This is a genomic window from Dokdonia sp. R86516 (assembly GCF_044596715.1).
In the GTDB taxonomy this organism is placed as follows: Bacteria; Bacteroidota; Bacteroidia; order Flavobacteriales; family Flavobacteriaceae; genus Dokdonia.
This window is the reverse complement of the sequence record NZ_CP138998.1, coordinates 2,452,490-2,477,771: the sequence shown is the minus strand read 5'-3', so window position 1 is coordinate 2,477,771 and position 25,282 is coordinate 2,452,490. Positions and strand designations below refer to the sequence as shown.

General features: G+C 37.5%; 21 protein-coding genes. 4 read left to right on the top strand and 17 right to left on the bottom strand.

The annotated features are described in order from the left end of the window. Positions 1–73: 73 nt before the first annotated feature. A complete protein-coding gene (locus SJY23_RS11125) occupies positions 74–397 on the top strand; it encodes a YbaB/EbfC family nucleoid-associated protein (RefSeq protein WP_035337378.1) in 324 nt (107 codons plus the stop codon). A 163-nt stretch (positions 398–560) separates the two neighbouring features. On the opposite strand, the gene SJY23_RS11120 is transcribed toward SJY23_RS11125, so the two are convergent. The 10 genes from SJY23_RS11120 to guaB all read right to left on the bottom strand — a co-directional run bounded on the left by SJY23_RS11120 (position 561) and on the right by guaB (position 13,146). After that, positions 561–1,667 carry an OmpA family protein gene (locus SJY23_RS11120; protein WP_035337380.1) on the bottom strand — a complete coding sequence of 369 codons (1,107 nt, stop codon included), beginning with the start codon at positions 1,665–1,667 and terminating at the stop codon, positions 561–563. Between the two features lie 192 nt (positions 1,668–1,859). Further along, positions 1,860–2,888, bottom strand: a complete 1,029-nt coding sequence (locus SJY23_RS11115; RefSeq protein ID WP_396596394.1) for a threonine aldolase family protein — start codon at positions 2,886–2,888, stop codon at positions 1,860–1,862. A gap of 85 nt (positions 2,889–2,973) precedes the next feature. Then, entirely contained in the window at positions 2,974–5,370 is a 2,397-nt protein-coding gene (locus SJY23_RS11110) for a zinc-dependent metalloprotease (protein ID WP_396596393.1), read from the bottom strand. Between the two features lie 316 nt (positions 5,371–5,686). Beyond that, complete coding sequence (locus SJY23_RS11105) at positions 5,687–6,235, bottom strand: DUF4252 domain-containing protein (protein ID WP_339844997.1); 549 nt, start codon at positions 6,233–6,235, stop codon at positions 5,687–5,689. A 1-nt stretch (position 6,236) separates the two neighbouring features. After that, entirely contained in the window at positions 6,237–6,773 is a 537-nt protein-coding gene (locus tag SJY23_RS11100) for a DUF4252 domain-containing protein (RefSeq protein WP_339845000.1), read from the bottom strand. Positions 6,774–6,793: 20 nt separating this feature from the next. After that, positions 6,794–7,237, bottom strand: coding sequence for a hypothetical protein (locus SJY23_RS11095; RefSeq protein WP_396596392.1), 444 nt, complete (start codon positions 7,235–7,237; stop codon positions 6,794–6,796). Then, positions 7,224–7,733: an RNA polymerase sigma factor gene (locus SJY23_RS11090; protein WP_396596391.1), complete on the bottom strand. Its 510-nt coding sequence runs from the start codon at positions 7,731–7,733 to the stop codon at positions 7,224–7,226. The genes SJY23_RS11095 and SJY23_RS11090 overlap by 14 nt, the downstream gene beginning before the upstream one ends. Positions 7,734–7,913: 180 nt before the next feature. Beyond that, on the bottom strand, positions 7,914–9,800 hold the full coding sequence (gene yidC, locus SJY23_RS11085; RefSeq protein ID WP_396596390.1) for a membrane protein insertase YidC: 1,887 nt from the start codon (positions 9,798–9,800) through the stop codon (positions 7,914–7,916). A gap of 82 nt (positions 9,801–9,882) precedes the next feature. Further along, positions 9,883–11,517: a CTP synthase gene (locus SJY23_RS11080; protein WP_035337398.1), complete on the bottom strand. Its 1,635-nt coding sequence runs from the start codon at positions 11,515–11,517 to the stop codon at positions 9,883–9,885. A gap of 156 nt (positions 11,518–11,673) precedes the next feature. Then, a complete protein-coding gene (guaB, locus tag SJY23_RS11075) occupies positions 11,674–13,146 on the bottom strand; it encodes an IMP dehydrogenase (RefSeq protein WP_396596389.1) in 1,473 nt (490 codons plus the stop codon). A gap of 337 nt (positions 13,147–13,483) precedes the next feature. Between guaB and SJY23_RS11070 the strand changes: the two genes are divergently transcribed. Then, positions 13,484–13,729, top strand: coding sequence for a hypothetical protein (locus SJY23_RS11070; RefSeq protein ID WP_035337403.1), 246 nt, complete (start codon positions 13,484–13,486; stop codon positions 13,727–13,729). 73 nt (positions 13,730–13,802) lie between these two features. On the opposite strand, the gene SJY23_RS11065 is transcribed toward SJY23_RS11070, so the two are convergent. The 7 genes from SJY23_RS11065 to SJY23_RS11035 all read right to left on the bottom strand — a co-directional run bounded on the left by SJY23_RS11065 (position 13,803) and on the right by SJY23_RS11035 (position 22,956). Beyond that, positions 13,803–16,241: a TonB-dependent receptor domain-containing protein gene (locus SJY23_RS11065; RefSeq protein WP_396596388.1), complete on the bottom strand. Its 2,439-nt coding sequence runs from the start codon at positions 16,239–16,241 to the stop codon at positions 13,803–13,805. Then, the gene (locus SJY23_RS11060; protein WP_396596387.1) at positions 16,222–17,601 is read right to left on the bottom strand and encodes an HTTM domain-containing protein; all 1,380 of its coding nucleotides are present in this window, start codon (positions 17,599–17,601) and stop codon (positions 16,222–16,224) included. Before SJY23_RS11060 ends, SJY23_RS11065 begins: the two co-directional genes overlap by 20 nt. Before the next feature lie 7 nt (positions 17,602–17,608). Continuing rightward, positions 17,609–18,730, bottom strand: coding sequence for an imelysin family protein (locus SJY23_RS11055; RefSeq protein WP_396596386.1), 1,122 nt, complete (start codon positions 18,728–18,730; stop codon positions 17,609–17,611). 67 nt (positions 18,731–18,797) lie between these two features. Beyond that, entirely contained in the window at positions 18,798–20,006 is a 1,209-nt protein-coding gene (locus SJY23_RS11050; RefSeq protein WP_396596385.1) for a DUF4856 domain-containing protein, read from the bottom strand. 128 nt (positions 20,007–20,134) lie between these two features. Next, on the bottom strand, positions 20,135–20,602 hold the full coding sequence (locus SJY23_RS11045; RefSeq protein WP_035337417.1) for a heme-binding domain-containing protein: 468 nt from the start codon (positions 20,600–20,602) through the stop codon (positions 20,135–20,137). 181 nt (positions 20,603–20,783) lie between these two features. Continuing rightward, complete coding sequence (locus SJY23_RS11040) at positions 20,784–22,067, bottom strand: DEAD/DEAH box helicase (protein WP_396596384.1); 1,284 nt, start codon at positions 22,065–22,067, stop codon at positions 20,784–20,786. A gap of 136 nt (positions 22,068–22,203) precedes the next feature. After that, positions 22,204–22,956 carry a Kdo domain containing protein gene (locus SJY23_RS11035; protein WP_396596383.1) on the bottom strand — a complete coding sequence of 251 codons (753 nt, stop codon included), beginning with the start codon at positions 22,954–22,956 and terminating at the stop codon, positions 22,204–22,206. Between the two features lie 204 nt (positions 22,957–23,160). Between SJY23_RS11035 and SJY23_RS11030 the strand changes: the two genes are divergently transcribed. Beyond that, the gene (locus tag SJY23_RS11030) at positions 23,161–23,721 is read left to right on the top strand and encodes an L-threonylcarbamoyladenylate synthase (protein ID WP_035337423.1); all 561 of its coding nucleotides are present in this window, start codon (positions 23,161–23,163) and stop codon (positions 23,719–23,721) included. Positions 23,722–23,846: 125 nt separating this feature from the next. After that, positions 23,847–25,262 (top strand): CCA tRNA nucleotidyltransferase, encoded by a 1,416-nt coding sequence (locus SJY23_RS11025; RefSeq protein WP_396596382.1) that lies wholly within the window; start codon positions 23,847–23,849, stop codon positions 25,260–25,262. Positions 25,263–25,282: the final 20 nt, after the last annotated feature.

Below are 25,282 nucleotides of genomic sequence, written 5' to 3'. Positions count from 1 at the left end.
ACTATTTTCCGTTCTTGTAAATAGCTTCATAATCATTTAATAACTTTGTTTTCTTAATATTAAACACAAAATTATGTTTGGAGATATGATGGGCTTAATGGGTAAACTCCAGGAAGCAAAAGTAAAAGCAGAAGAAACAAAGGAACGTCTTAAAACAGTTCTTGTGGATGAGTCATCATCTGATAATTTGTTAAAACTTACAGTTACAGCCAGTGGACGCTTAAAGGAGATCACTCTTGATGATAGTCTACTTGAAGATAAAGAGCAATTAGAAGATTATTTAATCTTAACCCTCAATAAAGCTTTAGAAAAAGCACAAAGCATTCACGATACAGAGATGGCAGCAGTTGCCAAAGAAGGGATGCCTAACATCCCTGGTATGGATATGTTCAAATAAGCACTACCCAATATTAAAAATTAAAAGCCAATCAATTAATTTGATTGGCTTTTTTTTTGGTTTACAGTATTCAATCAATAATAGAGATTACTATAAATAAAAAAAGCGCCTTCTTACGAAGGCGCTTTAACATTGGGCTGGTTAGCTAATGTTTTATAAAGTCTTAGTTATTGATAAGACGGAATTCAGTACGACGGTTAGCAGCATGCTGACGCTCAGTACAAGAAACACCATCTGCACAACGGTTTTTAAGCTTACGCTCACCAAATCCGTTTGCTACAAGAAGACTGTTGTTTACTCCTTTAGAAATAAGGTAGTTTGCTACAGACTGTGCACGACGCTCAGAAAGATCCTGGTTAGAAGAAGCAGCTCCTCTAGAATCAGTATGTGAAGCAATCTCTAATTTTACACCTGGGTTTTGAGCTAATAATGGCATAAGACGTGTGTCGATGATGCTTTTAGCAGCAGGAGTTAATGTTGCAGAGTTAGTATTCCAGTTGATTGGAAGTGCTTGGTACTCAACAAGAGCACACTCAACTTCTCTCCAAGTAGTAAGACCACCTTTTTGCTTAAGAACTTCTTTAGATACAGTGTCAAAAGTTGCAGCAACTACATCTTCAGTAGTAGTAGCATCTTTTACCATTACAGTTTTAGTAATAGTTGCAAATTCAGCTGGGATTTCTTCCTCAACTACACGTGCTGGCTGATCAATTACTCTTACAGTGTAAGTTCCGTTTGCAGAAGCACCTGGAGTAGACTGTACAGTTGCATCAGAAGCTAAAGTACGCTTAGATACAGTAGTATATTCTGCTGGGTATCCTTTGTAACACCAGTAACGACAATCGTCAGGGTTAGAAGAAGCACAATCAGGAGCTGGAGCACCTAATTCCCACTGCGCATATGCAGATTTTACTTCAATAGTTTCAGTATCGTTAGAAAAAGATGCAGGAATTACTCTTAAAGAAGATCCTGAAGTACTTTTAACATAAGTTACTGTTTCAGTTTTGTAAGTAGCAGGAATTACTCGAAGACGCTTAGAAGCTTCTTTTACCATAACACGCTCAGTAACTGTATCATATTGAGCAGGTACTACCTTAAGAACCTTGTAAGCAGGAGTCTTTTGGATTTGAACACTTTGAGTCTCATAAATGTCTGGAGTAGTACAACGTACATAACATTTTCCTGGCTCTGGGTTTGTTGGTAAATCTTGCGCTTGAACATTTGCAAATGCAAAACCTACAAAGGCACATAAAAATAAAATTTTCTTCATAATGTTGATTTTAAAAGTAATTGTTGTGAATTTCAATTTCAAAGTACAAAAATAAGTGCTTTCCCTAACAAATGCGTTAACTTTTTTTTAAGAATTTTATTTTATGACGAAATACACTAAATCATCGGCAAAATGCACTTAAAAAATCAATCTTGAGATTTGTGCGAATATTGGTGCACATTTTACCAAAAACTAAGCCCCCTCAAATCCTTTCAAAACGTCCAAAACAAGCTTATGAGAAGCTTCACTGTAGTCATAATGAGTAACAATTCTCAACTTACCCTGCCCCATATCACTTATAACAATATTATTATCAATGAGATAACTCAAAAAAGCAGCTTCATCAGTAGTTTCTTTAAGATTAAATATTAAAATGTTGGTCTCTATTTCTTCGACAGATTTTATATATGATAACGAGTCAAGTAATTTTCCAATTTCTTTTGCTTTAGAATGATCATCGGCCATTCTATCTATGTGATGATCTAAGGCATATAAACCAGCAGCTGCCATAAAGCCCACTTGCCTCATTCCTCCACCTAATACCTTACGCACGCGCATTGCTTTATTCATAAATTGCTGTTTACCTACTAAAACAGAACCCATAGGAACTCCAAGTCCTTTGGATAAACACACAGAAATCGTATCAAATAGCTCTCCATAAGAGCTAGCCGTTTGACCAGTAGCTACAAATGCATTCCATAAACGCGCTCCATCTAGATGTAATCCTAGACCATGGGCATCACAAACTTCTTTAATTTTTACAATCTCATCAAGATCATAACAAGCACCACCACCTTTATTAGTTGTGTTTTCTAGACATACCAATGTTGTAAGCGGGCTATGATAAAAATCTGGTGGATTTATAGCATCTTCTACCTGCGCTGCAGTTATTAAACCACGATGACCATCTATAAGCTTGCATGAAACTCCACTATTAAAGGACACTCCTCCACCCTCATAATTATAAACGTGTGCATACTTATCTGCGATGAGTTGTTCTCCAGGTTGGGTGTGAATTTTTATGGCAGCTTGATTAGTCATACTTCCTGTAGGGAAATAGAGCGCGCTATCCATCCCAAACATCTCTGCAATACGCTGTTCAAGCTTATTTACCGTAGGATCCTCCTTATAAACATCGTCGCCCACTTCCGCACGCATCATATATTCAAGCATTTCAGGCGTAGGCTTTGTAATTGTATCAGAACGTAAATCTATTTTCATCAAAAAATATAGGTATTAATTAAGGAGATTGTTAGCTAATCTCCATTATGATTGGCTTAATAATGTATGCGCTTTCGCGAAAATGTTATTCAAAACACCCTATAGGCGATCCATCAGGAATCTTAGGTGATGGGAGAACTTTAAACTTCTCTGGTGATTTTAAAAAGTCCTGAATCTCATCTACCATAAATGCAGCATTAGCATCAGAGGATTTTGAACCAAAATTAGACATCACCTCTTTTAACTGTGCTTTTGCAAAAGCCTTAGTTTGAGGTATTGCCTTTGGATGATTTGCAAGGTTCATTAGGTGCTTCAGTACATTATAATTTATAGTCTGCTGCACCTCCTTACGGTAACTATCTGATTCTTTTGAATAAAGTGTAGTCTCAACTAAAGTCTCTAACATACCATCTAATCCCATTTGCTTACTATCTAAGGCCTTCTGCTGCACTAGCCTGTTTGCTCGTTCTGGGTGCAATAACAAACCTAATGTCATATCACTAGCTGTCGCTGCTGCGCCTAGTGCATCAAATGCTACTCCATCATTACTTTTAAAACTTTCTCGAGAGCGATAATAGCCCTGCGCTCTAGGTGGAAATAAAGCCAATTTATCTTTGGGAATTGCTAGTTGGCTAGCGGTAAGAGTTTTTAAAACACTTTTTAAAGCTCTCTGCTGCTCTTTGGGAGCCAGTATTTCTGTTACTTTGAGATTATTATCACCTTTTACTGCATAGTTATAATCAAGACCTCCTATCATCTTTACTGCTCCTTCGGTTTGATATCTGTGATAGAAATATAAAGGGACAAAAACATCTTCAAGCATTGAGTATGGCTCATTTGTGCGGATGTTGTCTATAGAAAAGTTTGAAATTGCACCTTTTCTAAGAACAAGCATTTTTTCTAATTCTTCTGCCGCATCTGATCCATTGTCCCAAAGATGGGCCTTATAATGTGCTCCACCTTGAGCTCGCGCATCACTATCTGTAATGTATCGTAATCCGGCCTTTTCTGCGGTAGTAAGTATATTATCAAGAAATACTGCTTCTGATGTTCCCTGAGGTACCACTCCGTAACTATAGTTAACAGTTACTTTATCCCAAGCTCCTATACCCGTGGTGTAGGCATTAGAAAAATCTACTTCGTCACCAGCCCATGTAAGCGTAGGGTGAGGATAATCCATCACACTTGCTCTATTTTCTGTACTAGCAGCAAAGTTATGTGCAAAACCAATGGTGTGTCCCACTTCGTGAGCGCTTAGCTGGCGTATTCTAGCTAACGCCATTTCTAGCATAGGCTTGTAATTATCATCTCTTTCGGCAAAAGGTTTATTCATGAGCGCTTGAGCAATAAGGAAATCCTGACGAATACGCAGACTCCCTAAACTTACATGACCTTTGATAATCTCACCCGTACGTGGATCTGTTACGCTTGCTCCATAACTCCACCCTCTTGTACTGCGATGTACCCATTGTATCACGTTATATCGCACGTCCATAGGGTCTGCATTTTCGGGTAACATTTTTACTTGAAAAGCATCTTTAAAACCAGCAGCTTCATAGGCTTGATTCCACCAGCTGGCTCCTTCTAATAACGCAGAACGAACAGGTTCTGGAGTACCTGGGTCTAGATAATATATGATAGGTTCTACCGCCTCACTTACTGCTGCCGTTGGGTTTTTCTTTTCTAAACGGTGACGGTTTGCATAACGTTTTACAATAGGCTCTTGTATAGGTGTTGCATAATCTAGATATGTAGTTGAGATATTTCCAGCTCTTGGATCAAAACGTCTAGGTGTATAATTATCATCTGGTAATTTTACAAATGAGTAATGTTGCACCACTGTGAGTGCACTCGCATCTGGAGCTACACTTCTTATGTTTCTGCCAGTAGGGGTTCCCTTAAACGTAAGTAGCGCTTCAAACTCTGTATTTTCTGGAAATGCTTTTGTGCGTTCCATATACATTGCGCTTCTAGTCTTATCTAATTTATAGGCTCCTTCTTTACTTCGCTTTAATCTAGCAGCCACTCCATGAGTGTCTTCTAGTAAAAATGGTGTGAAATCAATGAGGTACTTCCCTCCTTTTGTTTCCTTAATAGGAAACCCAAACAGCACCGACTTTGCAAATGCTTCCTCTATAGATTTACGCTCTAAGGCATTATCAGTGTTTGCTCGGTATTTTAAATTAGGCTGGACTAGTAATAATTTATTACCTGCCTTTTGAAACTTGACAACCGCAGTTCCTCCTAGTTGTCCTCTGTCTATCCCGATATCATTACTTCCTAAACCTGTGCGTAAGGAGTGTACGTATAAAAACTCCTCATCCAGCTTATCTACTTCGACATATACTTTATCCTCGCTTTCATCATAATGAAGGGTGAAGAAACCCTTTTCTGTAACGAGGTCTTTTTTTGTTTCTAAAAATTGTGCGAACGTAGAGCTTGCGACTAGCAAGGTAACGGTGAGAACTAGATATTTTTTCATGGATTGCTGTTAAGGTTGTCTAAGATACGTGTTTAGCTCAAAAAATTAAATCCAAATATCAAAATAGCTAATATCAGCGGGCTGAATATAGTAGGGACACACAACACCCTCCAAGCTAGCCCCGATTGCCGTGTAAATCCCACAGCTGCCTGGCGCAGCCGGCGCGAGGAATTGCAACAGAAAGCGGGAAACCTAGTGTCCGGTTACACAGCGACCAATATGCTCCAAACAAAAAAAAGAGCACCCCAAGGGATGCTCTTTATATATGGAAAGCCTATCGCCAAATAGGACTCATGCGTTCAACATTTTTTGATCATTACTGATTTTCAAAAACTTCCATAATACTGCCAAACTGAGATACGTCTATATCACTTTTGTTAAGTGACTCTGCCATGCGCATCATATCTCCTATATTCATGTCATTACCTAACAGACGAGCCAGAACGAATCCTTTATTCTCATCTGCACCAAAGAAAATTACTTCATCGATAGCCTCTTCTTCTCCTTTAAAATAAAGGCGCATTTGCCCCATATCTCCAGAAGCTTTCATAAGCTCTTCATAATCATCTGAGGTAAGGATATCTTTTACTTTATCACGCTCTATCTGCATGGCTGCAGTGTCTCCAGATTTTGTTTGATATGCCATAAGATTGATCTTACGCACGGTCTTAAAAACCTTTTGTTGCTCCTCTGTTAATGCCTCTACATTCTTACCCAGCAGGCTTGTAGGTACATCTACAAGAATGAAATCTCCATTCTCTTGATTATCTACATAATATTCTTGTAAAGACTGCTTATTACTACAACTGGCCAGTGTAACAACAGCTAGCACTGCAGTGATGGTTACTTTTATAAATGTGTTCATCTTACGATTTTTTTGCGTTACCTACTTCTTTAAGGGCATCACTACCTTTAAAGTCTAAATCTTGTGCAAGTTTTGAGATTTGCTTGAGATCAATGTTTCCTGTTACTTGAAAGAATACAGCACGCTTCTCACCTTCCATATCTCCGCTTAAGAACATTACAAATTCTTTTACATAATCTTCACTACTTCCTTCTTTGTAATAGAATTTTACATTTTTACCATCGTCCTTTACTCTCATTAATTCTTGAAGGTTGCTACTTGTAATGTAGCTCTTCATTGTACCGCTCATCTGGTCCATTACTCCCGTATTTGCACTTGTGTACATCTTTACATTCTCAAGATTATCTACAAGGTTGATATACTTTTGCATTTCTGGATCAGAGGAGTTGAGATCTACTTTACTAAGCAGTTTGAACATCTTTTGATTCATTACAATAGATGTAACTCCTTTTACATCCTCGTATTTATCAAAAGGACTCTGTGCGTAACTTACTAAGGTTACTAGGGCAAATGCCACTAACATTATTGACTTTTTCATAATATTTTTAATTTGAATTTTTATTTAAATAAAGTGCTGGATGCCTTATCAAACTCTTGTACCACCTCCAGCTGTGTCGTACTTTGATTAATCATCTGGGACATCACCCCAAGTGCTTGTTTTGTTTTTAAGATGGCTAGTTCTTCATTCTCATAGTTAGTAGAAATACTAGCATCTACCTGAGTACTTTGCGTCCATAATACTAACCCTACAATAACTGCTGCTGCAGCACTAGCTGTAAATCTGTAAATAGATGTTGACCGTTGTTTTTGAGGTAGCACTATTGGTGCATCATATGTTTCCTTAGAAGCAACACTAAATGCTGTAAACATGCTAGTATATTCTTCCAAGTGTGGCGCCACATGATCACTTGTAAAATAAGCTCTTAACTCTTGCTCTTCCTTAAGCGTAGTTGCTCCTTCAAAGTAACCATCTAGTAGCTTCTCTATATTATGAGATTCCATAGTTTCGTTTTTTAATCAATTCTTCTCTTAGTTTTTTGCGAGCTCTAGATAAGGCTACTCTTACAGCAGTTTCATTCATCTCGAGTATCACAGCAATCTCTGCGTTATCCATTTGCTCAACATCTCTCATTTGTACAATAAGTCGTTGCTGCTCTGGTAAATCTTCCATGAGTTTAAAAACCCAAGCTACCTCATCTGCAACCTCTATATACTTACTAGTATTTCCTGAGTGATCTTCATAATTATTATGAACGATTTTAAGATTATTGCTTCCTTTTGCCTTAAGCTTATCATAGCAATAATTTTTTGTCATCGTCATCGCAAATGCTTCAACACTTCGATATTTTTTTATGTCGGACCTCTTCGTCCATAAACGCAGTAGTACTTCCTGCGTAGCATCTTGAGCCTCATCGTCAGATACGAGTAACCGCTTTGCAACGCGGTACACTTTATCCTTAAAAGGAGTCACAAGTTTTATGAACGTATGTTGGTCCATCGATTAATTGGTTAGTTATAAGGAAGACGAAGCAATATTACTTTTGTTACAATGGGGATAAGAATTTTTATTTCGCTTTCGCGAAAACGTGATACAATCACAAACAACTCTTCTTTAAAAACAAGAAATCCCGTCTCAATAAAGACGGGATTTCTATTTCTTATAAAGTATGAAAATATATTATTTTCTTCCTTTTTGTTGTTGCTCTGCCTGCTCCATCATCTGTTGCATTTTCTTAGCAAATTTACCTTGCTTCTTAGGCTTAGCTTTCTTCACTTCAATTTTTGCTTTAATCTTTTCCTCATCAATGATGAAGTTTTTGATTACCAAAATAATTCCAATCGTAAGAAGGTTTGATATGAAGTAATACAAACTCAATCCACTTGCATACTGGTTAAAGAAAACAAGCATAAGTAGTGGAGAGAAATACATCATGTACTTCATCATTTTACTCATATCTGGCATTCCTTCCTGCGTAGGTTGTTGCATTTGCTGGTTACCTGTAGTTAATCTCATTGAGAAGAAAATAGTAACTGCTGCAAGTATTGGGAATAAACTCACGTGATCTCCATAAAAAGGAATTTCAAACGGAAGCTTTGCAATCTCATCATAGCTAGATAAATCATCTGCCCATAAGAAGCTCTTTCCTCTTAAATCAAACGCAGATGGGAAGAATGTAAATAGCGCATAAAACACAGGAATCTGTAATAAAGCCGGTAAACAACCTGCGGCGGGACTTGCCCCTGCTTTACTGTAAAGCGCCATTGTTTCCTGCTGCTTCTTCATCGCATTGTCCTTATGCTTCTCTGAAATTGCTGCAATTTCTGGTTTTAAGATTTTCATCTTAGCCTGAGAAGTGTACTGCTTGTACTGAACTGGTGACAATAATAACTTTATTGAAATAGTCATCACAATAATTGCGATTCCAGCTGGTAAGAATCCAGATAAAAATGCAAAAAACGGAATTACCAAGTACTTGTTTAAGAACCCAAAGATTCCCCATCCTAATGGCATTGCCTCATCTAGACCTTGATCATAAGACTTTAAGATTGTATAATCTGTAGGTCCATAATACATCTGCATAGCGTAGTCTATCTCACCATTTTTTGCTTCAAGCAATAGGTCAGATTTATACTCTTTTGTAAATATAGTTTTCTCGTCTCTATCATCTGCTTCCTTATATAAATCTGTAGATGATAATCTTGCCTCTTTAAAAGGTGTCTCAGAAATAAGCATAGAGCTAAAGAAGTGCTGGCGGTAATTCATCCATACAAGATCTTCTTCTATCTCATCGTCATCTCCTGCTGGAGATAACTTATCTGTCTTATCTTCTTCATACTTATAGGTAAGACGTGTATATCTATTTTCGTAAGACTGGCTACGTGCGTGACGCATTCCTTTAAAATCCCACTGCATGCGCATAGGGTTAGACGTATTTAGACGAGAAGAAAGCCCTTGAGACTTCATCCCAAAATCCATCATATAATCTCCTTCTTTGAGCTCATAACGATACTCTAAGTATTCACTAGGAGACACCTTAAGCTTCATAGACAGAACATCATTCCCTCCATTTTTTGATAACGTAGGCTCAAAAAACAAGTCTTTAGTATTAAGATTACGATTATCTGCAGTGCTGAAACTTACATTAAATTGGCTATTACCATCTTTAATAAGGTATACAGGAATAGAGTCAAAAGTACTGTGTTTAAGCAGCTTTACTTCTGTAATATAACCTCCTTTATTACTTACTTTAACCTCTAATACATCATTTGCAATCGTAGTGGTTGCACCTTCTTTTGCAGATGGTAACGATCCAGAGTAAGCAAAACTTCCAAGTTTGTTTTGCAATGCTATGTTACTCAAAGAGTCTGTAGCTACTGCAGGCGTAGTATCCATAACTGGCAAGGAAGCAACATCCTCATCAGTTTCTTGAAGTTGTTCTGTTTGTGCTGCTTTTTGTGCTTCAATTTCTTCTGGAGTAGGCTTATTAAAATATATAATCCATACTAGAATCCCTCCCATAAGGAGCATTCCGATAAGAGAGTTTGTGTCGAAATTCTTTTTCATCAATTGTATTTAGGTAGTGTTTTTATTACGCTTTCGCGAAAGCGTGATTTTCTCAAAGCAATTCTGCTTCCATTATTGTACTTTATGACATAGTGACACGAGTACTATCTTGAGCATAACTTACCGCTGCTCTTACAAATGCCACAAATAATGGGTGTGGATTAGATACCGTACTCTTATATTCTGGGTGATACTGGACTCCCACAAACCATGGATGGTCCTCTATTTCTATAATTTCTACAAGTCCCGTGTCAGGATTTGTTCCTGTTATTTTCATACCAGCTTTTTCTAGCTGCTCACGGTATGCATCATTAAATTCATATCTATGACGGTGACGCTCCATAATAACTTCTTCTTTATAAACATCACTTACAATACTACCTCCTTCAAGTTTACAAGCCCAAGCTCCTAAACGCATCGTTCCACCCATTTCTGTGATGTTCTTTTGCTCATCCATTAAGCCTATAACTGGATGCGGAGTATTTGCATCCATCTCTGTAGAGTTTGCTTTTGCTAGATTACATACGTTTCTACCATATTCTATCACTGCCATTTGCATCCCGAGACAAATTCCTAAAAATGGAATTTTATGCTCTCTAGCATACTGTACCGCTTTGATCTTACCCTCAATACCGCGCTCTCCAAAACCTGGTGCCACAAGAACACCATCTAGTTTTGCTATTTTGTTTTTGATTACATCTGGAGTAATGTGCTCACTATGGATACTCTCTATATTTACCTTTACTTCATTTTCTGCTCCTGCATGTATGAAAGCCTCAAGTATAGATTTGTAAGAATCTTGTAATTCTACATACTTTCCTATTAGCCCAATAGTAACTGTAGACTTTGGGTTTTTATGTTTTGCAAGAAACTCATTCCATCCAGTAAGCTCTGGTTGTGTAGTATCAGAAAGATCTAATTTTTTAAGTGAAATTACATCTAGTCCTTCCTCTAGCATGAGATTAGGTACATCATATATTGTACTTGCGTCTCTAGATTCTATAACTGCCTCTTGCTCTACATTACAAAAACGAGCCAGTTTTGACTTAAGCTCATATCCTAATTCGTGCTCCGTACGACATACTAAGATGTCTGCCATAATCCCACTTTCCATGAGCGTTTTCACACTGTGTTGCGTAGGCTTAGTTTTAAGTTCTCCTGCAGCTGCCAGGAAAGGAATAAGTGTTAAGTGAATAACTAGCGAATTCTGCTTTCCTAGTTCCCACTTAAGTTGTCTTATACTTTCTATATACGGCAGTGATTCAATATCACCTACAGTACCTCCTATTTCTGTAATAACGATATCATAATCACCGCTTTTACCTAAAATCTGGATACGCTCCTTGATTTCATTTGTTATGTGTGGAATTACCTGAACCGTTTTACCTAAAAACTCTCCACGGCGTTCCTTGTCTATTACGCTCTGGTAAATACGTCCTGTTGTAACATTATTTGCCTGCGAAGTAGGAACGTTAAGAAAACGCTCATAATGACCTAAGTCAAGATCTGTCTCAGCACCATCATCTGTTACATAACACTCACCGTGCTCGTAAGGATTTAAAGTACCTGGATCAATATTTATATAAGGATCTAATTTTTGGATAGTAACTCTGTAGCCTCTGGCTTGAAGTAATTTAGCTAGCGATGCTGCGATGATACCTTTACCTAGAGAAGAAGAAACTCCGCCCGTTACGAAGATGTATTTTGTAGATGCCATTGAAGGATTTTCTGTAGTTCGTTTACGGGGTGTAAAAGTACAAGATTTTAAGGAGACTTTAAGACACTTGACCCGTTTATTTAATCAAAACAAAAGGCAATCCTAAGCTGGATTGCCTTTTATAATTTAAGTTATGCTTTTTAGAATGCAGCCTACTTATCTAGAGTAATTAGGTGCCTCTTTTGTAATAGTTACATCATGTGGATGGCTTTCATTAATACCACTTGCTGTGATTTTTACAAACTGGCCATTTTCCTTTAATGCTTCTATACTTCCAGCTCCACAATATCCCATTCCTGCTCTAAGACCACCTACAAACTGATGGATACTTTCATTAAGCTCTCCTTTGTAAGGAACGCGACCTACAATCCCTTCTGGAACAAGTTTTTTAATATCATCCTCTACATCCTGGAAGTAACGATCTTTAGATCCTTGCTTCATAGCTTCTACAGAACCCATACCACGATAAGACTTAAATTTACGCCCTTCATAAATGATAGTCTCTCCTGGAGATTCTTTAGTTCCTGCAAGTAATGACCCTAGCATCACACAATCTGCTCCTGCAGCAATTGCTTTAGGTATATCACCCGTGTAACGTATTCCACCATCTGCAATTACTGGAACTCCTGTTCCTTTAATTGCTGCTGCACATTCAAGTACTGCACTAAACTGCGGAAAACCAACACCTGCTACTACACGTGTAGTACATATAGATCCTGGCCCTATACCTACTTTTACTGCATCAGCGCCTGCTTCTACTAAATACTTTGCAGCAGCTCCAGTTGCAATGTTTCCTACAACACAATCTAGTGTAGGGTATTCTTTCTTTACAGATTTCAACACTTCTACCACACCCTTTGTATGACCGTGAGCAGTATCTATAACAATAGCATCTACTCCCGCTTTTACTAAAGCTCCAGCACGCTCAACAGCATCTCCTGTTACACCAATTGCAGCTGCAACTCGCAGTCTACCATAGATGTCCTTATTTGCATTAGGCTTTAAAGTAAGTTTTGTGATGTCTCTAAAAGTGATGAGACCTATAAGTGTATTACTATCTGTTACTACAGGTAGCTTTTCAATTTTATAATTTTGAAGGATTTCTTCTGCTTGTTGTAGTGAAGTTCCTTCGGCAGCAGTTACTAGGTTTTCTGAAGTCATTACCTCGCTTACCGGACGATCATTGTTTTTCTCAAAACGTAAATCTCTGTTAGTTACGATACCTATCAATTTTCCGGCATCGTCAACAATAGGAATACCTCCAATGCTGTGCTCCTTCATGGCTGCTTTTGCATCGCCTACATTTGATTCAAGAGGTAATGTAACTGGATCGATGATCATTCCGCTTTCGGCACGCTTTACTTTGCGCACTTTAATAGCTTGCTCCTCAATCGTCATATTTTTATGCAACACGCCTATTCCACCTTCTTGCGCTATAGCAATTGCCATACGGCTTTCTGTTACTGTATCCATTGCCGCAGAGACAATAGGCACATTAAGTGTGATGTTTCGGGTAAATTTTGATTGTATACTAACCTCTCTTGGAAGTACTTCAGAAAAAGCTGGTACTAAAAGTACGTCATCGTATGTAAGTCCTTCTCCTAAGATTTTATTCTCGTGTGCAGTCATCGCAATTATTGTTTTAAGAAGTGAGAATGGATTATTACGCTTTCGCGAAAGCGAATAAACGATAAATCCACGCTAACAATTAATTGCGTGTAAAGATACATTTTATTCCTCAATATGTAAGGAAATCAACTGCAATCTAATAATTACCAACCTTCATTCTTTAAACTACAGTCGCTTAACCTAATTTGCTATTATAATTATCTAGCAACTACGCCAAGTATAGAATAACTATTCTTACTCAATCTAAATACAAACAGTCTGATTAACAATTAATTATAATCTTTATGCTTTATTAATACTTAACTTTAAAGGAGAAATAAATTAAAAAGATAAAATTATGGCTATCAAACTCGCACACAACTGCTCAAACTGTAACCAACTAAAAGATGGTAATTTTTGCAAAAAGCATGAAGTACACGTAGGTGCTCAATACACCTGTGATAGCTTTGATATGAAAGCTGCTTTAAAAGACGATCGTAACTGCGTTACTTGCACTCGCTATCATGAAAGTGATTGCGCAAACCCTACACAAGCTGCTCCCGGAATGCTCTGCGCTTCTTGGGCTCCACAAGGCAATGCGTAACACAACATCACCATATAACAAAGCCATCCCATAAACTTATGGGATGGCTTTGTTATGGAGTAAAACTCAACTTCTATAACTTAATCTGAAGTGTCGTATAGAAAGTAACTGGCTCTGCAGGTATAATTCCTGGGCCAGGATATCCTGTAGCACGTCTAGTGAAGTAAGATTCATCTAGCACATTATTTAATCCAGCCTCTAACTTAAAACGCTTCCAAGTATAGGCTGCCGAAATATCTAGTACTCCGTATGAAGGGATTGTTCCCTCTATACCACGCTGATTATCATTCACATCTTGAGGTGCATTTGATGCGTCTGTAAACTGTTCAGTGAGATATGTGTATTGCGCGCTTGCAGTTAAGTTTTTATAACCAAAATTAATTCCGGTTTTGAAGTTTACAGCTGGAATAAACTCTACTTCATTACCCTCTACACCATTTGCATCAGAGCTTAAATATTCTGAGCTTGTAAGCGCTAGGTTTGTAAAGAGTTTAAGTTTATAATCTGATTGGTCTTCAAAAAATGTGTTTTTTATATTCCAATCTGTAAAAAATTCTAAGCCGTAAATAAATGCATCTCCTATATTACCACGACGTCTCTTTATACTACCGTCATTATCTTCAAAAAGCACTTCTCCTAAGCGATTATCATATCGCACACCAAACAAACTAAAGTCATATGCAAACTTGTTGTCTATGCGGCCCCTAGCTCCTAAATCAACGGTAAATCCCTCCTCATCAGTTATATTTTCATCAACTACAAATGATGGATTTGTAATTCTAATATCATTAAAAGTAACAGAACGATAATTCTGGCTAAAGTTTCCATACAATTCAACTGCTGGAGATAGATCATACGTTACACCTGCACCTAATAGTAAGAAATCACGGTCAAATACTCTATTATCTGCTACATCTTCATTTAGAAGTACATTACCTGCTAAGTCAACCACCACATTATTAAAAGAACCTTCACTTTCTGTTTTGATTTGCTCATACCTCAAACCTGGAGTTATAGAAAGCCTGTCTGTCACATTAAAAATGTTTTCCCCAAAAATAGCTAGGTTTCTATTAGGAAAATCAAATTCAGCTTGACGTTCATAATTAGGAAACTGCTCTGTAGCAAAACTAAAATCTGCATCGTCTGCTGTAGTTCCAGGTCCTTGCTGCTGACTGTTACTTGCATCGTAATACTTACTTCCTATCAAGAAAACAGCATCCTTCACTCCTATCTTATATCTCGTAAGTAAGCGCGCCTCCGCACCCCAGTTTGTAAAGCTATCCACTAGAAGTTCTCTAGGTTCTTCTAGGTCATCTGGCTGAGATACCCTGTTCGTTCTAAAACCAACAGCACTACGTTGTGCGTCTAGACCAAAAACATTTAAACTAAAATCTGTTTTCGCACTAAAGGCGTGATCAAGGCGTAAAGAGTATACTTTCCAGTCTACATCAAACCAGTTACGATCACGGTTACTAAAGTTAGGGTCTTCTATAAATTGAGCATCTGTGAGACCTCCGGCTTGTTTTGCTAAGTAATTAAACAAAGTCAATTCTCCAGTTATTTTAGTGTTCTCACTAAGCTGGTATGCAGCGTGTGCAAAATAATTACGGCTGTTAAACTGAGAGTTAGGTCTCCAGCCATCTCCTTCTTTGTAATTAAAATAAGTGTAATAACTGAACTTCCCCACTGTACCGCTTAAACTATTAAAAGAGGTAAGCAGCCCATAAGAACCTGCAGTTTGCCTTGATATTAATTCAATCTCCTTGTCTTTTACTGGCTCTTTAAATTTAAAATTTATCAATCCGCCAAACTGTGTCCCGTATTGTAAAGATGCAGCACCACGTACTACTTGAATTTCTTTAAGAGCCTCTGCCGGTGGCGTATAGTAACTTTCTGGATATCCAAGAACGTCTGCACTTATATCATAGTTATTCTGTCTAATGTTAAAGTTGGCAGAGCGGTTAGGGTCTAGACCACGGCCACCTATATTGAGTTGCAATCCAGCATCTCCGTTTTCATAAATATTAAGTCCTACCACTTGACTATAAATCTGTCTAGGTGCATTTGCTGCTAGGTTTGCCGTAAGTTGATCTACAAGTACTACTTCACTCTTTTTACCAGCATAAATTGCTGTTCCCTCTACTTTTTTAAGTGAGCGAAGTGCAAAAATCTTCTCACGACGGCTTGTAAGCACCACCTCAGAAAGTGACTCTCCAAGCTCTTGAAGGCTATAATTTTTAGTGATATTACTGGTAATAGAAACTTGATCTTCTATAAGCTCATAAGCAAAACCAAAAACAACTACAGCGTAGTTTCCAGATGGCACATTATCAAATGTAAATGCACCAGAAGCATTTGTAGTAACCACCATATTTGCCTGGCGCACATATACCTCAACCTCTGGAATACCAGCACCAGTGGCGTCTGTTACTTTACCTGAAAATGTAAATTGTGCACTCATAGAAAGCGCACATAAAATCAATAATAACGTACTATAAACCTTTAATTTCATCTGTAAATGGTATAATCCAATTTTTATGAGCAAAAGAATCTTCTATTTGCGCGAGATCCACTTTAGGATCAACATAAGCGGTACTTAACCTTCCATTGAGAGCAACATAAGACTCAACGTAGACTTCTACCTCTTGATGACCTTGCCCCTCAAAATGGTCGCGAAGATAGTGAGCATATTCTAAAATAAAGTCTGGTTGGAAGCTCATTTGCTTTTCTTGCAATGGCGTTAAGAAATCTGTATTATCTACATAAAATCTCTTTCCGCTTACGCCGTCCACTATTTTAAATTGTGCATAGCCAGATTTTTCCATAAGCATCACTCTCCATGAAAATCTGTAACCTTCTTCTGTCCAGAATAACTCCCCAGGATACGCTAGGTAACGCCATGGCAAGAGCAGTTGTATAGTAAAAAACACTGCTACTATGACTACAGAAGTCCTTGCTAGGTTAGAATTTTTAGGTACATAGCGCTGTGTAGTTTGTAATAACTGTTGTGGGTATTTTACCGCTTTCGCGAAAGCGTTAATAATCTTTTTATGAAAACCTGCATCAAAGAAAATCAACGCACTCACTATCATCACATACGGAAACATCCCGATAGGAAATAGTACTCGGGTGAGCACATGGAAGATAATTACCATGATAAATGCAAAAGGCCTCGACTTGCGCCAGAGCAGAAAAAATGGAATAAATAAGTCATATCCCGCTCCAAACCAGCTAAAAACATATTGCACCCATTCCTCTCCCAGCAAGTTTCCTATAAATGGAATATTAAACTTAGAGGGTAACCAGATTTTAAGAGGCATAGCCTTAATGAGCCAGTCGCTATTAAGTTTTGCTAGGCCAGCATACACATACACTATCCCCAGAAGTAGTTTTATACTATCTATAGTCCAACGAGGCACAAACTGTATAGGTGTTGTGGTACGCTTTCGCGAAAGCTGTAACGCATCAATCGAAAAATAAGAACCTGCAGGTATAAAAATCATCAGGAAACTAAGCATACTGATGAAGTAGTAGTGATTGAGATACATGGTTTTATCCATGAGCTCTATGTAAGTAAAGCTTAAAAAGAAGACAATGATTGCCAAACGGTATTTATAACCTAGGGTAATCATGATCGTACTTAACGCACATATCGCAAATAATAAATAGGTATAATTCCCAAAAGGACGCACCCATTCAAAACCATAAAATGTAAAATGGAAGGATGGCGCAATATAGAATTTTTCAATCCACCCGTAACTCCAGAATCTGATGAGACTGGCTAGCATGAGCAGCCCAAAAGACACACGAAAGACCGCTAGTGGTGCGGCCTCTCTTTGTGTATTTAAATATCTTTTGACTTGCTGTATCATCTAAGATCTAATCTCCGTCTGCATCTGCAAAGTCAATACTAATGCTCATCGCGCTTACCATATCTACTTTGAGAAGTGGTACAAGACGCTGTACCTCATTATAAGACTCTAAGAATGTTGTAGGCGGATTTTGAGAAAGTTCGCTTTCAAAACTACCTAAAGCGGTTACAGAAGCACGTGCAACATCAAACTGATTATTAATAATCGAACTTAAAAATATATCACCTTCAATAGCGTTAAGCTCATCTAGGTATGATGACAAGCTTTCGCCTTGAGCGCTAGTATTATAAGCTGTTCCATTAAAGAAATCTTGAGTTGCATCTAGACCTACTAAGAATAAATCTTTAGAAAGGTTACCTGCATACAGTGCTTCTAGATTGCCAACTTCTACATTACCAGAAAATACGCCTCCAGGAATTCCCATTTTACCAGCACGTAAAAACTTCTCGTAATAGAATATGTAATCATTTACAAAACGATCTGTAGACGCCGTCGCCGAAGCTCCATCGTTTTCTATAAATGCAGCTCTGTAAGAACCTTGCCACTCGCTTAATACTGATGATGTAAGTTGCTTCATATCTGCAACTACATCGATTAAATACTGCTTATAATCTGCGCCTTCTGCTCCATTATAAACAGCAAGAATTGCAGCGTCGTCTGCTCCAAGACCATATAATAAATAATCGATTGCGGGAAAACCTTTGGCAGAACGGTTAGATGAAAGTCCAAAATCATAAGAACCGTTAGCAATGTTACTCTCTATGGTTGTAACATTTGCTGGGTAAATATTTACGTTAAGACGTAGGTTCACCGTTTCAGCTGGACCTATTTCAAACATAGAAACTCGTTGCCATGTTGTGTAAGCGTCTAACCATGCGGCACGCACTGCGGTAAGATCACTAGCATCTGCAGTAAATGCTGCTGTTGCGCTTTCTAGCGCATTTACCTTTGCATTAAAATCTACATAACCTGGCACAATAATATTATCTGCCCAATTAGTAAGCATCGCGCTACGATCAAAGTTACTTGTGTTTTCTGTTCCACTATCGTCTGTTGTAATGGTTGTATCATCACTACCACATGCATAAAAGAACAAAGCAATTGCTATAATTCCAAAAATCTTTTTCATAGTTAATTCTTCTTTTTACCACCAAAAGGGAGCCAATGGGCTCCCTGTTAATAGGTGTTATCTCTTGTTAACTTCCTGCCTGCTCTAGTGTGAAGTTAAAACGATCTGAAATTGTAGTTGAAATCAAATCAAGTGTTTCAGGTGTAACTTCCCAAAGTCCGTTACCAGCTGTAAGTTGGCTCACAATTCCTTGCACTTCTTCTCTAGATAAGTATGGTGCATCTGTATCAGGGTTACGTGTAAATTGTAAACTATATACAAATCCAAAACCTTCAGATAAATCATGAAATGCAGTTCCAAAGTTATCTTGCTCTACTGCATTTTTACCTTGTTGTAAGTAGTAAACCGCACGCACTCCAATAACTTCAGATATTTTTGTTCTTAAGATTTGTGCTTGCTCATCTCTCAATTCGTAGTCCTTTGCAACGATTGCTGCACGACCTAGTTTAAAAGCATCAAAAACATCTTGAGCGATACCTGCAAAGTCTTCATCACCTTCTACACGACCTAAATATCTGTTTAAGAAGAAATCATCTGTACCTATAGTAGCATTTGCATTTGCTGGATCTACACTGTTACCAAAGAGGTATCCAAAAGCCTCATCCCACTTGTGCTCCATATCTGTATAAGCTTTACCCTCTACAAGTATATCTGCATCATTATCTGCTACATTAGTACCCGCATCTAGTACGTTTGTACCTAGGTAATTGTTTAGCATTTGATCTACCATCAAAGCACCTATAAGACTCTTTGCTACTACTTGATTATATTCAAAACCATTTGCTGCTACATAGCGAGTACTTTCTCCATCTGCTATTTGACCCGCAACACCTATAGAGGCTTGTGTATTTTGAGCTGGAAACACTTCATTTACTTGAGTTGTAAAGTGTGACTCTATATATGCTTTAATTTCGGCAGAGGCGGCTGCATTTGTAGAAAAATAATCTGTAGAAGCAGCTACTTTACTTTTTACACTCTTATCAGACGCATTTAAATCTGCATCCTCAAAAGGGTTGTTCTCATTTGCAAACATATCTGTTAATGATGCTACTGAAGCATTATCAAAATCACTCATCTCGCTCACAATTTCTTGTGCCATCGCGATACGTGTTGTTTGGCCTGAGAAGCTCACAGTGCTTTCTCCATTTCTTTCAAAAGAATAAGTTGCTGGTGCGACTACTTCAATTTCTTGTTCGATTACTGGGCTATCGTCATCTTCACATGATGTAAAGGCGATTGTCGTAATTGCTAATGCTATTGGTAAGAAGTTTTTCATTTTTATTTAGACTTAATATAAATAGTGAATTTGTTTACGACGGCAAAAATAATAGTCATTTCTTGTTCTCGCAAGCTTATTTAGAATAAATAAGAATAAGAATGTGTTAAAATTGATTTTTGCTTGTCCTACTCAACCACCATCTTGCTCTGTAACTGGGATCGAGTGGCTTTTGCCCAATTTTCTAAAAGCTCTTTTTCTTCTTCAGAGAGGTCTCCATGAAGCAACGTATATGACTTTAATGGCATTTCTCCCTCTTCTACTTCTTCTATAAGCTCATCTAGTTTATGGTCTTTTTTCTTAAGCGAGTAGTTATTCCACTCTTCCACATCAAAATGTCTTTTTCCATCTTTAATATGATCATTAACCCAGAAAGATAATGGTGCTATGTCTGCATACCAAGGATATGTAGTTACACCACTATGACAATCATAACAATTGTTTCTAAATATTGCTTTAACCTCTGCTGGCATGTTAGTCTCTGCCTCAAAAGCATCGATAGCAAGGTAATTACCCTCCTGCTTGTCAGGTCTGATAAATTGGATAACCACAAGGACTATAAGTGCAAGAATCAAAAAGTAGCGAAGTATTTTCATAATATATATAAGTATTGAGCTCGCGAAAATAATAAGCAATTGAAAAACAAACAACCTTATATTTAATTATTCTAAATAAGTTTAAGGATAATAAAGTTTTCTTAACATACGCTTTCGCGAAAGCATAAAAAAACCCTCTATCCATATAGATAAAGGGTTTGATAATAACAAAAGACAACGATTAACGTCTTCTTGAATTTTTTGTTCTACTATCAGAATTTTTGTTTCCTCCAGTATTTTTGCCTCGTCCTCCACCATTACGTGAGTTACGACGGCCTTGCTGATGCCTGGCTTTATTTTCGGCAGCTTGCTTTTTAATTTGTGCAAGCGTATCTGTTGGCTGGAAACCTTCTAGAACTTCGCTATGTAGTTTTTCTCCCAAAAGTTTTTCTATACCTTTTACATAGTCTACCTCATCTACTCCTACTAGTGAAATTGCTTGACCACTTGCTCCTGCTCTACCTGTACGACCTATGCGGTGTACGTAATCTTCTGGTACATTAGGCAGCTCATAGTTAATTACATAAGGTAATAATGGAATATCAAGACCACGTGCAGCAATATCTGTCGCTACAAGTACACGTACTTTACCGCTTTTAAAACCTGCGAGTGCTTTTACTCTTGCGTTTTGCGTTTTATTACCATGTATCGCAGCAGATGAGATTCCTGTTTTATCTAATTTTTGAGATAGTCTATTTGCACCGTGTTTTGTTCTTGTAAACACAAGTACTTGATCCCAATTTCCCTCTTTTATAAACTTTATAAGCATTTCTGTCTTACGAGACTTATCTACTCTGTAGGTTTTCTGATCTACTTTTTCGGCAGTTGTATTTTCTGGTGTCGCTTCTACTAGTACAGGATTTGTAAGGATGCTATTTGCAAATTTCTTGATATCTGTATTAAAGGTTGCACTAAAAAGAAGATTCTGCCTTTTGGCAGGAACCATTTTCAACACTTTCTTAATATCGTGTATAAAGCCCATATCTAGCATACGGTCTGCTTCATCAAGTACTAAGAACTCCACATCAGAGAGACTTAGTAGACCTTGATTTTGTAAATCTAATAACCTACCTGGAGTGGCAACTAAAATATCTACCCCTTGACGCAAAGTACGTACTTGTGGATTCTGGTTTACTCCTCCAAAGATTACCATGGATTTAATATCTACATACTTACTGTACTCTAATACATTTTCTTGTATTTGTGCAGCAAGTTCTCTTGTAGGTGTAAGCACAAGTGCTCTTATCTTGCGGCGTCCTTGTTTTGGGTTACTTATGAGCCTATGAATCATAGGCAATGTGAATCCTGCAGTTTTTCCTGTTCCTGTTTGTGCACTAGCAAGGACATCTTTGCCTTTTAATACTTCCGGAATTGCTTTTTGTTGAATAGGTGACGGCGTTGTATAGCCTTTTTCGCTCACAGCTTTGAGCAGGGCATCAGAGAGCCCTAAAGATTTAAATGACATATAAAGGTTTTGTGAAATGACCTAAATGTAGCCACTTCTTTAAAGGCACGAAGGTAGTGCTTATTTAATTACTTACTTCACTATTAGCAAAGTCTTGTGACTACATGAATTTTCTTTACCGCTCCACACAGAAATACTACTTCCAGAATTTCAATCTCTTTTTGAGTCGTTTCTTTTTGTAGAATGCTTCTTGAAATTTTTGTACTCCTGCAAGCATCGCATCATATACATTTTTTTCATTTTCACCACTTACTAAGGCATAAGCGCTAGCCATCACCGCAATATCCTCCGGACGTGGAGACAAACGTGCAAAATTATTCATGCGCGTAACAAAGTCCATAGGGCCAAATTTCATTCTATTAAGGTCTACCAAATAAAAATCATAGCCTTTTTCTGTAATAACAATGAGTGTATTACCTAGAGAATGATCAAGAAAGTGAATTCCCTTTTCATGTAAATTATACGTAAATCTTGCAAAAGCGCTCAGTATATCTTTATTTCCTAGGTAAGGAGATGCCTCACATAGTTCTCTATAGGTAAGATCATAATTAAGATGATTACTAACATAATAACTATGTCCAAACAACAATCCCTCTTCTTCAAAATAAGCTATAGGCTCTGGTGTAAGTATCCCTTTTTCTAAAAGTTTATGAGCATACTCAAAAGATCTCGCTGCTTTTGAGCTGCGCACATATTTGTAAGCTATTCGATTGACAAGATTAGGAACCTTAAAAGACTTCACATTAATGACTTTCCCGCCTACTTCAAAAAGTTTTAGAGAATTGCGCTTACGCTCATCAAACTTCTTTCCTGAAGTATCAAAATCTGTGATACTCTGCGTGATTGCTTCTGTATCACCCTTAAAATTTTTAGAGAAAACTATATTCACAGATATGAGTTCGTTAAGATGGTAATTAAAACTGTTACCTTAGAAATCCATAAGAATTTGTTCCTATGATAAACCTAACTAGTGGCAAAGCATTAATACATTATATCTCGCAAATATATAAAATTGCAATCCTTCCCTTTACAAAGTGCCGCAGAGTATACTAATAAAAAAAGAATAGGTTATTTTTGCATTTAAACTTATTTCATGAAACAAGAACACGACGCAGCACTAGCCGTTTTAAAAAGAGGTGGCCTTATTCTTTACCCTACTGACACTGTATGGGGAATAGGTTGTGATGCTACAAACCCAGATGCCGTAGATAAAGTTTATGCACTTAAAAAGCGCGCAGAGAGTAAATCTCTTATCTGTCTTGTAAGTGATTTTAAAATGCTTAACCAGTATGTCGAAAATATTCCTGAAGTGGCATATGACATACTTAAATATGCTGCAAAACCTACTACCATCATTTATGACGACCCTATACGCGTAGCAACTAATGTGATTGCACCAGATAACAGCACTGCATTTAGAGTATGTCGCAATCAGTTTTGTAACTTTTTACTTAAAAAGTTTAGAAAACCTATTGTTTCTACAAGCGCAAATGTGTCTGGAAAACCTACTCCACAAAGTTTCAGTGAGATTTCTCAAGAAATTATAGATGGTGTAGATTATGTTGTGAATCTAGATCGCAATCGCACTTCAACAAAACCTAGCGCAATTATAAAACTTACAGAAGACGGTAAAGTAACCATCATAAGAGATTAAACTATGTAGCACCTACTTTTAATCAAGTCGTTGCTATCTCTCAATTTATAAAAATACGCTTGGTATTATCTCGCTTTCGCGAAAATGTACCAAAAAACACCTTTACCTCTATTTAAATTCTAGCAATGAATCTAAAGAATGCACTCTCCCTTCCTATCTTTAATACCATTTCTAATGCTGCCGATGCACTTGAACTAGAAACCTACGTTATAGGTGGATTTGTGCGTGATTACCTTTTAAAACGTAATAAAGAAGTTAAAGATATTGATGTAGTCGCTGTAGGTAGTGGGATTACTCTTGCTCGCAAAGTATCACAAATTTTACCGAATAAACCAAAAGTACAAGTTTTTAAAACTTACGGTACAGCCATGTTACGTTCTGGTAATATGGATATAGAGTTTGTAGGAGCTCGTAAAGAATCTTATGCTGCCGATAGTCGGAATCCTATCGTAGAGAATGGCACACTAGAAGATGACCAAAATCGTCGTGACTTTACTATCAATGCACTTGCTATTAAACTTAATGATAACGGTTATGGCGATGTAATTGACCCCTTTGATGGAATAAGCGATCTTGAGCGTAAGATTATAAGAACACCTCTAGATCCAGATATTACTTATAGTGATGATCCCTTACGTATGATGCGCGCAATACGCTTTGCATCACAATTAGACTTTATGATTGAGCGCACGTCGCTAGAATCCATAACTAAAAATGCAGAGCGCATTAAGATTATCACAAATGAGCGCATTGTAGATGAGCTTCATAAAATAATGTTGAGTCCTACTCCTTCTAAAGGTTTCTTACTGCTAGAAAAAACAGGGCTACTTCCATACATCTTACCAGAGCTTATGGCGTTAAAAGGTATAGATGAGATAGAGGGACAAAAACATAAAGATAATTTTTACCACACGCTAGAAGTAGTAGATAATATCTCAGAACATACTGATGACCTCTGGCTACGCTGGTCTGCCTTATTACATGACATAGGTAAGGCACCAACAAAGAAGTTTTCAAAAAAAGTAGGCTGGACCTTTCACGGGCACGAGTTTGTAGGTTCAAAAATGGTCTACAAATTATTTAAACGCCTCAAGATGCCATTAAATGACAAAATGAAATTTGTTCAGAAAATGGTACTTATGAGCTCGCGACCTATTGTTATCTCAGAAGATCATGTCACAGATAGTGCCGTACGAAGACTTATTTTTGATGCAGGAGATCACATTGAAGATCTCATGACTTTATGTGAGGCAGACATTACGACTAAGAATCCAAAGCGTTTTAAAAGGTATCACAATAATTTTAAAGTGGTACGCGAAAAAATGAAAGAGGTTGAAGAACGCGACCACATACGTAACTTTCAGCCGCCAGTATCTGGAGAAGAAATCATGGAAGCTTTTAACATTAAACCCAGCCGTGAGATCGGAATACTTAAAGAGGCTATTAAAGAAGCTATTTTAGAAGGTGAAATACCTAATGAAAAAGAAGCCGCCATTGCTTTTATGATGAAAAAAGCAAAAGACATTAAACTCATTAAATAGAGAAGGTCTTTATTTTAATA